The 12,532-nt window shown below is 71.4% G+C and carries 10 protein-coding genes; all 10 read left to right on the top strand.

Going from position 1 to position 12,532, the window contains the following annotated elements; translation table 11 throughout:
• Window positions 1–207 precede the first annotated feature (207 nt).
• The 10 genes from nrtL (at window position 208) to prmC (ending at window position 12,522) form a co-directional block, all read left to right on the top strand.
• Entirely contained in the window at window positions 208–1,170 is a 963-nt protein-coding gene (gene nrtL, locus ACFVYX_RS16235; protein WP_389682004.1) for an ArgS-related anticodon-binding protein NrtL, read from the top strand.
• An 18-nt stretch (window positions 1,171–1,188) separates the two neighbouring features.
• Window positions 1,189–2,580, top strand: a complete 1,392-nt coding sequence (gene lysA, locus ACFVYX_RS16230; protein WP_389682003.1) for a diaminopimelate decarboxylase — start codon at window positions 1,189–1,191, stop codon at window positions 2,578–2,580.
• A gap of 150 nt (window positions 2,581–2,730) precedes the next feature.
• Entirely contained in the window at window positions 2,731–4,023 is a 1,293-nt protein-coding gene (locus tag ACFVYX_RS16225) for a homoserine dehydrogenase (RefSeq protein ID WP_389682002.1), read from the top strand.
• Window positions 4,024–4,029: 6 nt separating this feature from the next.
• Window positions 4,030–5,100 carry a threonine synthase gene (gene thrC, locus ACFVYX_RS16220; protein WP_389682001.1) on the top strand — a complete coding sequence of 357 codons (1,071 nt, stop codon included), beginning with the start codon at window positions 4,030–4,032 and terminating at the stop codon, window positions 5,098–5,100.
• 268 nt (window positions 5,101–5,368) lie between these two features.
• Complete coding sequence (gene thrB, locus ACFVYX_RS16215) at window positions 5,369–6,286, top strand: homoserine kinase (RefSeq protein ID WP_015036193.1); 918 nt, start codon at window positions 5,369–5,371, stop codon at window positions 6,284–6,286.
• Between the two features lie 415 nt (window positions 6,287–6,701).
• On the top strand, window positions 6,702–8,756 hold the full coding sequence (rho, locus tag ACFVYX_RS16210) for a transcription termination factor Rho (RefSeq protein ID WP_389682000.1): 2,055 nt from the start codon (window positions 6,702–6,704) through the stop codon (window positions 8,754–8,756).
• A gap of 206 nt (window positions 8,757–8,962) precedes the next feature.
• Window positions 8,963–10,060: an LCP family protein gene (locus ACFVYX_RS16205; protein ID WP_389681999.1), complete on the top strand. Its 1,098-nt coding sequence runs from the start codon at window positions 8,963–8,965 to the stop codon at window positions 10,058–10,060.
• 156 nt (window positions 10,061–10,216) lie between these two features.
• Window positions 10,217–10,438 carry a 50S ribosomal protein L31 gene (gene rpmE / locus ACFVYX_RS16200; protein ID WP_030210647.1) on the top strand — a complete coding sequence of 74 codons (222 nt, stop codon included), beginning with the start codon at window positions 10,217–10,219 and terminating at the stop codon, window positions 10,436–10,438.
• A gap of 109 nt (window positions 10,439–10,547) precedes the next feature.
• Window positions 10,548–11,624, top strand: coding sequence for a peptide chain release factor 1 (gene prfA, locus ACFVYX_RS16195; RefSeq protein ID WP_389681998.1), 1,077 nt, complete (start codon window positions 10,548–10,550; stop codon window positions 11,622–11,624).
• A gap of 52 nt (window positions 11,625–11,676) precedes the next feature.
• Window positions 11,677–12,522 (top strand): peptide chain release factor N(5)-glutamine methyltransferase, encoded by an 846-nt coding sequence (gene prmC, locus ACFVYX_RS16190; protein WP_158990488.1) that lies wholly within the window; start codon window positions 11,677–11,679, stop codon window positions 12,520–12,522.
• Window positions 12,523–12,532: the final 10 nt, after the last annotated feature.

Genomic DNA, 12,532 nt, shown 5'->3' with positions numbered 1-12,532 from the left:
CTGAGCTCGTGTGCTGAGCGGATGCGCTGAGCTCATGCACCGAGCGCGTGCGCTGAGCTCATGCATCGAGCTCGTGCGCTTAGCTCATGCACCGAGCGCGTACACCGAGCTCTCACGGACCGGGTGTCACGCCCCCCCGCCCTCCCGTTTGCCCGTATGGCGAAACCGGTTCGCTTTCCGACCCCCCTCCTCCCCTAGGCTTGACCCGTGACCCCCGCGGACCTCTCCCTCACCGTGCTGCACGCCGTGCGCCGTGCGGTCGACGACGGTGCGCTGCGGGTCGACGTGCCGCCGTTCGTGAAGGTCGAGCGGGCCCGTCCCGGCGGCGCCGGCGAGTACGCCAGCAACATCGCCCTCACCCTCGCCCGGTCCGCCGGGCGCACCGCCCTCGATGTCGCGGGGATCCTGGAGGAGCGGCTCCGTGGCGCTCCCGGGCTCCGGGGCGTCGAGATCACCGGCCCGGGGTTCCTGAACTTCAGCCTCCGGCGGGACGCCGGCGGCGAGCTCGTGTCCGCGGTCCTCGCCGCCGGATCCGGGTACGGGAGCGGCACCGCCCTCGCCGGGACCACCGTCCGCTTCGCCGCCCCCGCGGAGCCGCGCGCCGCCCTCGTCACGGAGACCGTCGTCCGGCTCCTCCGCACGCAGGGGGCCGAAGCCGGGTTCGGCGGCGCCGGGCGGATCCACGTACGGCCCGGGGCGTACGAGCCCGAAGCCCTCGGCGTCGACGCCGCCCGCTGGGCCCTCCTCCGGCCCGCGCCCCAGGACCGGCCCCTCGACGGGCCGCCGCTCCTCGTCCAGCACGAGCGCAACCCTCTCTTCCGTGTCCGGTACGCGTACGCGCGGGTGCGGCGGCTGCTCGTCAACGGCGAGCAGCTGGGGTTCGCACCCCGGTACGAGACCCCCGTCGACGCCCCCGCACTTCTCGGCGCCCTCGGCGACCACCCCGTCGTCCTCCTCGCCGCCGCCCGCCACCGCGCCCCCGACCGGGTCGCCCGGCACCTGGAAGCCACCGCCGACGCGCTGCTCGCGTTCCAGCACACCGTTCTGCCGCTCGGCGACGAGAAACCCTCGGCCGCCCACCGCTCCCGGCTCGCGCTCGCCGAAGCCGCCGGGACGGTGCTCGCCGGTGGCCTCTCCGTGCTCGGCATCAGCGCACCCGATCGGATCTGAGAGAGCAGAAGAGCAGACATGAGCCGTTCCGCCCACCCCGCAGGGCCCCGCCACGCCGACGTCCTTCCCGAGGGCCACTACACCGCGCCGGCCGCCGACCTCAACGTCCTCGACCCGAAGGTGTGGTCCCGGACCGTCGCCAGGGACGAGCGGGGGGCGGCCACCGTCGGTGGCCTGAGCGTGACCGACCTCGCCGAGGAGTTCGGCACCCCCGCCTACTTCCTCGACGAGAGCGACTTCCGCGCCCGCTGCCGCGCCTGGGCCGATGCCTTCGGCGCGGACGCCGACGTGTTCTACGCGGGCAAGGCGTTCCTCTCCCGTGCCGTCGTGCGCTGGCTCAAGGAGGAGGGGCTGAACCTCGACGTCTGCTCCGGCGGCGAGCTCACCACCGCTCTCTCCGCCGGCATGCCCGCCGAGCGCATCGCCTTCCACGGCAACAACAAGAGCGAGGAGGAGATCCGTACGGCCGTCGAGGCCGGCGTCGGACGGATCGTCCTCGACTCCTTCCAGGAGATCGTCCGCGTCGCCCACATCGCCCAGTCCCTCGGCCGGCGCCAGCGCGTACAGATCCGGGTGACCGTCGGCGTCGAGGCACACACGCACGAGTTCATCGCCACCGCGCACGAGGACCAGAAGTTCGGCATCGCCCTGGCCGGCGGGCAGGCCGCGGAGGCCGTGCGCCGTGCCCTCCGGCTCGATGGGCTCGAACTCATCGGGATCCACTCGCACATCGGGTCCCAGATCTTCGACATGGCCGGCTTCGAGGTGTCCGCCCGCCGCGTCGTCCAGCTGCTCGCCGAGGTGCGTGACGAGCACGGCGTCGAGCTGCCCGAGATCGACCTCGGCGGCGGCCTCGGCATCGCGTACACCTCCGAGGACGACCCGCGCGAGCCGCACGAGATCGCGAAGGCGCTCGGCGAGATCGTGACGCGGGAGTGCGAGGCCGCGGGTCTCGCCACTCCGCGCATCTCGGTCGAGCCCGGCCGCGCGATCGTCGGGCCGACCGCGTTCACGCTCTACCGGGTCGGCACCGTCAAGCCGCTCGAAGGGCTGCGGACGTACGTGAGCGTCGACGGCGGCATGTCGGACAACATCCGCACCGCTCTCTACGACGCCGAGTACAGCGTGAGCCTCGTCTCGCGGACCAGCGACGCCGCGCCGATGCTGTCCCGGGTCGTCGGCAAGCACTGCGAGAGCGGTGACATCGTCGTACGGGATGCCTTCCTGCCCTCGGACCTGGCGCCCGGCGACCTCATCGCCGTGCCCGCCACCGGCGCGTACTGCCGCTCCATGGCCAGCAACTACAACCACGCGCTCCGGCCGCCCGTCGTCGCCGTCAGGGACGGCGAGGCGCGGGTGATCGTCCGCCGCGAGACGGAGGAAGATCTCCTGCGCCTCGACGTCGGATGATGAAATAGTCGAGTGATGAAATAGACGTCTCAGGATCCGGACAACGGGCGGAAACGCCCGTCCGGTGAGTGAGACTGGTTCCACCGCAGAGAACCGTAGAACCGTAGAGATACGAACGTAGAGATACGAAGCAGGACGGAAAGAGGTCGGATGATGCGTACGCGTCCGCTGAAGGTGGCGCTGCTGGGCTGTGGAGTGGTCGGCTCAGAGGTGGCGCGCATCATGACGACGCACGCCGACGACCTCGCCGCGCGCATCGGCGCCCCGGTCGAGCTCGCCGGCGTGGCGGTCCGCCGCCCGGACAGGGTCCGCGAGGGCATCCCCGCGGAGCTGATCACCACCGACGCCACCGCCCTGGTCAAACGGGGGGACATCGACGTCGTCGTCGAGGTCATCGGCGGGGTCGAGCCGGCCCGCACCCTCATCACCACCGCCTTCGAGCACGGCGCCTCCGTCGTCTCCGCGAACAAGGCGCTGCTCGCCCAGGACGGCGCGAGCCTCTACGCCGCCGCCCAGCAGCACGGGCAGGACCTCTACTACGAGGCCGCCGTCGCGGGTGCCATCCCGCTCATCCGGCCGCTGCGCGAGTCCCTCGCCGGCGACAAGATCAACCGTGTGATGGGCATCGTCAACGGCACGACGAACTTCATCCTCGACAAGATGGACTCGTCCGGCGCCGGCTACTCCGAGGCGCTCGACGAGGCCACCGCCCTCGGGTACGCCGAGGCCGACCCGACCGCCGACGTCGAGGGCTTCGACGCCGCCGCCAAGGCCGCCATCCTCTCGGGGATCGCCTTCCACACGCGCGTGCGCCTCGACGACGTGTACCGCGAGGGCATGACCGAGGTCACCGCCGCCGACTTCGCCTCCGCGAAGCAGATGGGCTGCACCATCAAGCTGCTCGCCATCTGCGAGCGGGCCGCCGACGGCGGATCCGTCACCGCGCGCGTGCACCCCGCGATGATCCCGCTCAGCCACCCGCTCGCCTCCGTCCGCGAGGCGTACAACGCGGTCTTCGTCGAGGCGGAGGCCGCCGGGCAGCTCATGTTCTACGGCCCCGGCGCCGGCGGCTCTCCGACCGCGTCCGCCGTCCTCGGCGACCTCGTCGCCGTCTGCCGCAACAAGCTCAACGAGGCCAACGGCCCCGGCGAGTCCGCGTACACCCAGCTGCCCGTGAGCTCCATGGGCGAGGTCGTGACGCGGTACCACATCAGCCTCGACGTGGCCGACAAGCCGGGCGTCCTCGCCCAGGTCGCGACGGTCTTCGCCGAGCACGGGGTGTCGATCGACACCGTCCGCCAGCAGGGAAAGGACGGCGAGGCCTCCCTCGTCGTCGTCACCCACCGCGCGCCCGACGCCGCCCTCTCCGGGACCGTCGAGGCGCTGCGCAAGCTCGACACCGTGCGCGGTGTCGCCAGCATCATGCGTGTTGAAGGGGAGTAAGGACCCATGACCAGCAAGGGCACCCACCAGTGGCGCGGCATCATCGAGGAGTACCGGGACCGCCTTCCGGTCACGGACACGACGCCGGTCGTCACGCTCCGTGAGGGCGGTACGCCGCTCGTTCCCGCTCAGGTCCTCTCCGAGCGCACGGGCTGCGAGGTGCACCTCAAGGTCGAGGGCGCCAACCCCACCGGCTCCTTCAAGGACCGGGGCATGACCATGGCCATCACCCGGGCCAAGGAGGAGGGCGCGCAGGCCGTCATCTGCGCCTCCACCGGCAACACCTCCGCCTCCGCCGCCGCGTACGCGGTACGCGCCGGGATGGTCTGCGCCGTCCTTGTGCCGCAGGGCAAGATCGCGCTCGGCAAGATGGGCCAGGCCCTCGTCCACGGCGCGAAGATCCTCCAGGTCGACGGCAACTTCGACGACTGTCTGACGCTGGCCCGCGGCCTCTCCGAGAACTACCCGGTGGCGCTGGTCAATTCGGTCAACCCGGTCCGCATCGAGGGCCAGAAGACCGCCGCGTTCGAGATCGTCGACATGCTCGGCGACGCGCCCGACATCCACGTCCTGCCCGTCGGCAACGCCGGCAACATCACGGCGTACTGGAAGGGGTACTCCGAGTACGCCGCCGACGCCGTCTCCACGCACCGGCCGCGCATGTGGGGCTTCCAGGCCTCCGGTTCGGCCCCGCTGGTGCGCGGCGAGGTCGTCAAGGACCCGTCGACGATCGCCACCGCGATCCGGATCGGCAACCCGGCCTCGTGGGACTACGCGATCGCCGCGCGCGACGAGTCGGGCGGCTTCATCGACGAGGTGACGGACCGTGAGATCCTGCGCGCCTACCGCCTGTTGGCGGCGCAGGAGGGCGTCTTCGTGGAGCCCGCTTCGGCCGCTTCCGTCGCCGGCCTGCTGAAGGCCGCCGAGCAGGGCAAGGTCGACCCGGGCCAGCGGATCGTCTGCACGGTCACCGGCAACGGGCTCAAGGACCCCGACTGGGCCGTCGCCGGCGCGCCGCAGCCGGTCACCGTCCCGGTCGACGCGGCGGCCGCCGCCGAGCGCCTCGGCCTGGCCTGATCCCACCCCCCTGCCCAGGGAAACGCACTGATCGAAACCCGATCAGGAACGTACATAGGCGCACAGGTTGGCTCGCGACACGCATCGTGCGCCTCCTGTGCGCCCTATGTCGCGGCAGAACCTTCCTTCGATAGGCTGTACCGAACCCGCCCCGACGCATATGCGCGGTGTCGTTGCCGTTGTCGCCTCCGTGGCCGAAACGGCCCCCGGGTTCCCGTGTACTTCTCTTGAACTACCCGTTGTCGCAATCAAGGAGAGTCATCGAGCGATGGCCGGTCCAGCGTTCCGCGCCGCCGCCGTACGGGTGCGCGTCCCCGCCACCAGCGCCAATCTCGGTCCGGGCTTCGACGCCTTCGGCCTGTCGCTGGGCCTCTACGACGACGTCGTCGTCCGTGTCGCCGACTCCGGGCTGCACGTCGACATCGCCGGCGAGGGTGCCGAGACGCTCCCGCGCGACGAGAGCCACCTGCTCGTACGCTCCCTGCGCACGGCCTTCGACCTGCTCGGCGGACAGCCGCGCGGCCTCGAGGTCGTCTGCGCCAACCGCATCCCGCACGGCCGCGGCCTCGGCTCCTCCTCCGCCGCCATCTGCGCCGGCATCGTCGCCGCCCGCGCCGTGACCATAGGCGGGGACGCCAGGCTCGACGAGGCCGCCCTCCTGGAGCTGGCCACCGAGATCGAGGGTCACCCCGACAACGTCGCCGCCTGTCTGCTCGGCGGATTCACGCTCGCCTGGACCGAGTCCGGTGCCGCGCGGGCGATCAGGATGGATCCCTCGGATTCCATCGTTCCGGTGGTTTTCGTCCCCGGAAAGCCGGTCCTCACCGAGACCGCCCGCGGCCTCCTCCCGCGCACCGTCCCGCACGTGGACGCCGCCGCCAACGCCGGGCGCGCCGCCCTCCTCGTCGAGGCCCTGACCCGCCGCCCCGAGCTGCTGCTCGCGGCCACCGAGGACCGGCTGCACCAGGAGTACCGGGCTCCCGCGATGCCGGAGAGCATCGCCCTGGTGAACCGGCTGCGGGCGGACGGCGTCCCCGCGGTCATCTCCGGCGCGGGCCCCACGGTCCTCGCGCTGGCCGAACACGGGACGGCAGACAAGGTCGCCCGACTGGCGGGCGAGGGCTGGGCCGCCAACCGGCTCGACCTCGACGCGTCCGGAGCGAGCGTCCTTCCGCTGGCGCCCTAGGCGCACGGCGGCCGGACGCCGGGCAGCGTCCGGACAGGAGATTGCCGGTGAGGGAGAGGGGGAATGTTTGTTGGAGCCGGTAGTGTTAACCTCAAGTCAGCACCCGGCGCCTTTGTGGCGCGGTGCTGAGTGTCCCCATCAGGGACCACCGATTCTTCCGGGAGCCTCCCCAACTGCCTGAGCAGCCTGCCTGTGCAGTTTCGAGCACGCTCCGGAACCGGCACGACACCCCTCGCTCTTCCGCAGTGAGGGCCGAGCAGGGGGCGCTCGGGCCGGACCCACAGCACGTTCTCTCTCCGCCGTACCCGGCGGGACCACCGCCCCGGACACGGTCCACCCACACGGGACCGCTGCCGGACAGCACAACCGGTCGCCGAGCCAGATGGCCGACGTCCGCTCCAGGGAAGGACCCTTCGTGAGCGACACCACCGATCTGATGGGCGTGACTGCCGACAGCAGTGTCGACGCCGCCGCGCCCGCCGCCACCGGCGGCACCGCACGGCGCCGCCGCTCCGGCACCGGCCTCGACGGCATGGTCCTGGCCGAGCTGCAGCAGGTCGCGTCCGGCCTCGGCATCAGGGGCACCGCGCGGATGCGCAAGAGCCAGCTGATCGAGGTCATCAAGGAGGCGCAGGCCGGAGGGGGCTCCGCCGCCCCCGCCAAGACCGCCGACGCCGCCGAGACCAAGCCGAAGCGCCGCGCCACCTCCAAGACCCGTACGGGCGAGACCGCCGCCGAGGCCGCGGAGCCCAAGGCCGAGAAGGCCGAGAAGGCCGTCGCCCAGCAGCAGATCGACATCCCGGGCCAGCCGGCGTCGGACGACCAGCCGGCCGGTGAGCGCCGTCGTCGCCGGGCCACCGCCCCCGCCGGTTCGCCGGAGGGCGAGGTCAAGGCCGAGGCCGCCCAGATCGTCAAGACCGAGGCGCGCACCGAGACCCGTACCGAGCCCAAGGCCGACGCGGGGACCGACACCAAGGCCGAGGCCGCCGTCGACGGCGCCGAGGGCCGTGGCCGCCGTGACCGTGGCGAGCGGGGCGACCGCGGGGAGCGCGGCGAGCGCCGTGACCGCCGTGACCGTCAGCGCGACCGTGGCAAGGGCGACGAGCAGCAGGGCGGCGGCCAGGGCGGCCAGCGTCAGCGCCAGGGCGGCCAGGGCCAGGGCCAGCCGCTCCAGGGCCAGGGTCAGCAGGGCGGCCAGCAGGCCGGTCCGCAGGACGACTACGACGACGGTGAGGGCGGCCGCCGCGGGCGCCGCGGCCGTTACCGCGACCGTCGTGGCCGGCGCGGCCGTGACGACTTCCAGGCCGGCGAGCCGCAGGTCGCGGACGACGACGTCCTGATCCCCGTCGCGGGCATCCTGGACATCCTCGACAACTACGCGTTCATCCGGACCTCCGGCTACCTGCCCGGTCCGAACGACGTGTACGTCTCCCTCGCCCAGGTCCGCAAGAACGGTCTGCGCAAGGGTGACCACGTCACCGGCGCCGTGCGGCAGCCGAAGGAGGGCGAGCGCCGCGAGAAGTTCAACGCGCTGGTCCGCCTGGACTCCGCGAACGGCATGGCCGCCGACTCCGGCCGCGGCCGCCCCGAGTTCAACAAGCTCACCCCGCTGTACCCGCAGGACCGGCTCCGTCTGGAGACCGACCCGGGCGTGCTGACCACGCGGATCATCGACCTCGTGTCGCCGATCGGCAAGGGCCAGCGCGGTCTGATCGTGGCCCCGCCGAAGACCGGCAAGACCATGATCATGCAGGCGGTCGCCAACGCGATCACCACCAACAACCCCGAGTGCCACCTGATGGTCGTCCTGGTCGACGAGCGTCCGGAAGAGGTCACCGACATGCAGCGGTCGGTCAAGGGCGAGGTCATCTCCTCGACCTTCGACCGTCCGGCCGAGGACCACACCACCGTCGCCGAGCTGGCCATCGAGCGCGCCAAGCGTCTCGTGGAGCTGGGTCACGACGTGGTCGTCCTGCTCGACTCGATCACCCGCCTGGGCCGCGCGTACAACCTCGCGGCGCCGGCCTCCGGCCGCATCCTGTCCGGTGGTGTCGACTCGACCGCGCTCTACCCGCCGAAGCGCTTCTTCGGTGCCGCGCGCAACATCGAGGACGGCGGTTCGCTGACCATCCTCGCGACCGCGCTGGTCGACACCGGTTCGCGCATGGACGAGGTGATCTTCGAGGAGTTCAAGGGCACCGGCAACATGGAGCTCAAGCTCGACCGGAAGCTCGCCGACAAGCGCATCTTCCCGGCCGTCGACGTCGACGCCTCGGGTACGCGCAAGGAAGAGATCCTGCTCGGCGCCGACGAGCTCGCGGTCACCTGGAAGCTGCGTCGCGTGCTGCACGCGCTCGACCAGCAGCAGGCGATCGAGCTGCTGCTCGACAAGATGAAGCAGACGAAGTCGAACGGCGAGTTCCTGCTCCAGATCCAGAAGACCACGCCTGGTGCGTCCAACAACGACTGACGTGAGACCCGCGTCACACGACGAGAGCCGGGCCCCGGGCCCGTAACCCCGTCGTGACCTGCGTGAACCACTGCGCCCACCGTGCCCGCACGGTGGGCGCGGTGCTGTGTCCGGTGCTGTGTCCGGCCAAACCTCACAGGTCCGTATGCAACCCTTTCGGGTGCTTCGCCGTCACACATGGTGAACCGAGGGCCCGAGGGATGACGATGACCGAACAGAGCAGGCGCGGCCGAATACCCGGCGCGGGAAGCGGCCATCGCCGCAAGCCGCGCGACAGGCGCGGCCGGGGACTCGCGATCCTGGGCGCCGGGGCCGCCGCGGTCCTCGTCCTCGGCGGCGCCGGACTGGGCTACGTGTACGTCAAGCTCGACGGCAACATCGAGGGCGTCGACATCAACGCCCAGCTGGGCACCGACCGCCCCGACGACATCGACGACGGCTCCATGGACATCCTCGTCCTCGGCTCCGACTCACGCTCCGGCGACAACGACGCCTACGGCAAGGACGAGGGCGGCGCCCGCTCCGACACCGCGATGGTCGTCCACGTCCACGAGGGCCACAAGAAGGCGAGCGTGGTCTCCATACCCCGCGACACCCTCGTCGACCGGCCCTCCTGCACCGGAGGCCAGGGCGCCACCGTCGCCGGCGAGCGGAGGGCCATGTTCAACACCGCGTACGAGGCCGGCGGCCCCGCCTGCGCGGTCAAGACGGTCGAGGCGATGTCCGGCATCCGCATGGACCACTACATCGAGGTCGACTTCACCGGCTTCAAGAAGCTCATCGACGAACTCGGCGGGGTGGAGATCACCACCACCCGGGCCATCAAGGACGACAAGAGTCACCTCGACCTCGCACCGGGCACCCACACCCTCGACGGCGAGCAGTCCCTCGGCCTCGTCCGCACCCGCAAGAGCGTCGGCGACGGCAGCGACCTCGGCCGCATCCAGCTCCAGCAGGCCTTCATGAAGGCCTTCATCGAGCAGGTCAAGGACGTCGGCGTCCTCACCGATCCGAAGAAGCTCCTCGGCCTCGCCGACGCCGCCACCAAGGCCGTCACCCCCGACTCCGAACTCGACTCCGTCCAGGAGCTGATGGGCTTCGCGAAGGGCCTCTCCGGCATCGGCGCCCAGAACGTCCACATGGTCACCCTGCCCGTCGAGTACGACCCGCGCGACCCCAACCGCGTCATCCCCCTGGAAGCCGAGGCCCGACAGGTCTGGACGGCCATCAAGAACGACCGGCCGATCCCCGCGTCGGCGACGAAGGACGCCGCCACCGGGAAGGCCGACGGACTCGTGAAGTAGCCCGCGGGCCCTCCAGGAGCACGCCCGGAATACTTCCGGCCCGACCCCGGTTTTGGGAGATACGGCCGGTCCTGGCAGACTGGTACGTCGGCCCCGGTTCACGCTCACCGCAACCCGCGGAAGCGACCCGGAGCCCTCCCGAAACTAGGAGACACCTTGAAGCGCGAGATTCACCCCGAGTACGTCGAGACCCAGGTCAGCTGCACCTGTGGCGCGTCGTTCACCACCCGGAGCACGCTGACCGAGGGCACCATCCGTGCCGAGGTCTGCTCCGAGTGCCACCCGTTCTACACGGGCAAGCAGAAGATCCTCGACACCGGCGGCCGCGTGGCCCGCTTCGAGGCCCGCTTCGGCAAGGCCGGCTCCGCCGCGAAGTAGCGAGCCCCTGCGCCGGTCCACGGTCGCCCCGCGCGGGTGACCGGGACCGGCGCTTTGCCGTCCCCGTAGCAACTGAGCAGCAACTGACGAAAAGACCAGGAGCCCCCCGATGTTCGAGGCGGTCGAGGAACTGGTCGGCGAGCACGCCGGCCTGGAGACGAAGCTCGCGGACCCCTCGGTCCACGCCGATCAGGCCAACGCGCGCAAGCTGAACAAGCGCTACGCCGAGCTGACCCCGATCGTCGCGACCTACCGGGCCTGGAAGCGGACCGGTGACGACATCGAGACCGCCCGCGAGTTCGCGCACGACGACCCCGACTTCGCCGCCGAGGTCAAGCAGCTGGAGAAGGACCGGGAGGAGCTCACCGACAAGCTCCGCCTGCTCCTCGTCCCGCGCGACCCGAGCGACGACAAGGACGTCATCCTGGAGATCAAGGCGGGCGCGGGCGGCGACGAGTCCGCCCTCTTCGCCGGCGACCTGCTCCGCATGTACCTCCGGTACGCCGAGCGCGTCGGCTGGAAGACCGAGATCATCGACGCCACCGAGTCCGAGCTGGGCGGCTACAAGGACGTCCAGGTCGCCGTGAAGACCAAGGGCGGCAACGGCGCCACCGAGCCCGGCCAGGGCGTCTGGGCCCGCCTCAAGTACGAGGGCGGGGTGCACCGCGTGCAGCGCGTCCCCGCGACCGAGTCCGCCGGCCGTATCCACACCTCCGCCGCCGGCGTGCTCGTCACGCCCGAGGCCGAGGAGGTCGAGGTCGAGGTCCACGCCAACGACCTGCGCATCGACGTCTACCGCTCGTCCGGCCCCGGCGGCCAGTCGGTCAACACCACCGACTCCGCCGTCCGCATCACCCACCTGCCGACCGGTATCGTCGCCTCCTGCCAGAACGAGAAGAGCCAGCTCCAGAACAAGGAGCAGGCCATGCGCATCCTGCGGTCCCGGCTGCTCGCCGCCGCGCAGGAGGAGGCCGAGTCCAAGGCCGCCGACGCCCGCCGCAGCCAGGTCCGCACGGTCGACCGGTCCGAGAAGATCCGTACGTACAACTTCCCGGAGAACCGGATCTCGGACCACCGCGTCGGCTTCAAGGCGTACAACCTGGACCAGGTGCTCGACGGCGACCTGGACGCCATGATCCAGGCATGCGTCGACGCCGACTCGGCAGCCAAGCTCGCAGCGGCGTAAGCAGCGGCGTACGTTTCCCAGCCCCACCCCCCCCGCACCACGGAGGACCAGCGTGAACCTGCTGCTTGCCGAGGTGGCCCAGGCCACCCAGCGGCTGGCCGACGCCGGCGTTCCCTCACCGCGTTTCGACGCCGAGGAGCTCGCCGCGTTCGTGCACGGCGTGAAGCGGGGGGAGCTGCACAACGTCAAGGACGTCGACTTCGACGCCCGCTACTGGGAGACGGTCGCCCGCCGCGAGGCCCGCGAACCGCTCCAGCACATCACCGGACGGGCGTTCTTCCGCTACCTGGAGCTCCAGGTCGGCCCCGGTGTCTTCGTGCCCCGCCCGGAGACCGAGTCGGTCGTCGGCTGGGCCATAGACGCCGTACGCGCCATGGACGTCGTCGAACCCCTCATCGTCGACCTCTGCACCGGCTCCGGGGCCATCGCCCTCGCCATGGCCCAGGAGGTGCCGCGCTCGCGCGTGCACGCCGTCGAGCTCTCCGACGACGCCCTCGTCTGGACCCGCAAGAACGCCGAGGGCTCCCGCGTCACCGTCCACCAGGGCGACGCGCTGAGCGCCCTCCCGGAGCTGGACGGCCAGGTCGACCTGGTCATCTCCAATCCGCCGTACATCCCGCTCACCGAGTGGGAGTACGTGGCGCCCGAGGCCCGCGACCACGACCCGGAGATGGCCCTCTTCTCCGGCGAGGACGGCCTCGACACCATCCGCGGCATCGAGCGCACCGCCCACCGTCTGCTGCGTCCCGGCGGCCTCGTCGTCATCGAGCACGCGGACACCCAGGGCGGGCAGGTCCCGTGGATCTTCAACGAGGAGGCCGGCTGGGCCGACGCCGCCGACCACCCGGACCTGAACAACCGGCCGCGCTTCGCGACCGCCCGCAAGGCCATGCCATGACGGCCATGAC

Origin of the sequence: Streptomyces sp. NPDC058326, from assembly GCF_042879855.1 — a bacterium.
GTDB lineage: Bacteria > Actinomycetota > Actinomycetes > Streptomycetales > Streptomycetaceae > Streptomyces.
Note: the sequence above shows the minus strand (reverse complement) of the source record. Positions and strands in the feature narration are given on the sequence as shown.

Bases quoted from the DNA above. Each gene is read 5' to 3' on its own strand.
- ACFVYX_RS16205 (WP_389681999.1), top strand. From the start codon at position 8,963: ATGACCGAACAGAGCAGGCGCGGCCGAATACCCGGCGCGGGAAGCGGC.
- thrB (WP_015036193.1), top strand. From the start codon at position 5,369: ATGGCCGGTCCAGCGTTCCGCGCCGCCGCCGTACGGGTGCGCGTCCCC.
- prfA (WP_389681998.1), top strand. From the start codon at position 10,548: ATGTTCGAGGCGGTCGAGGAACTGGTCGGCGAGCACGCCGGCCTGGAG.
- ACFVYX_RS16225 (WP_389682002.1), top strand. From the start codon at position 2,731: ATGATGCGTACGCGTCCGCTGAAGGTGGCGCTGCTGGGCTGTGGAGTG.
- lysA (WP_389682003.1), top strand. From the start codon at position 1,189: ATGAGCCGTTCCGCCCACCCCGCAGGGCCCCGCCACGCCGACGTCCTT.
- thrC (WP_389682001.1), top strand. From the start codon at position 4,030: ATGACCAGCAAGGGCACCCACCAGTGGCGCGGCATCATCGAGGAGTAC.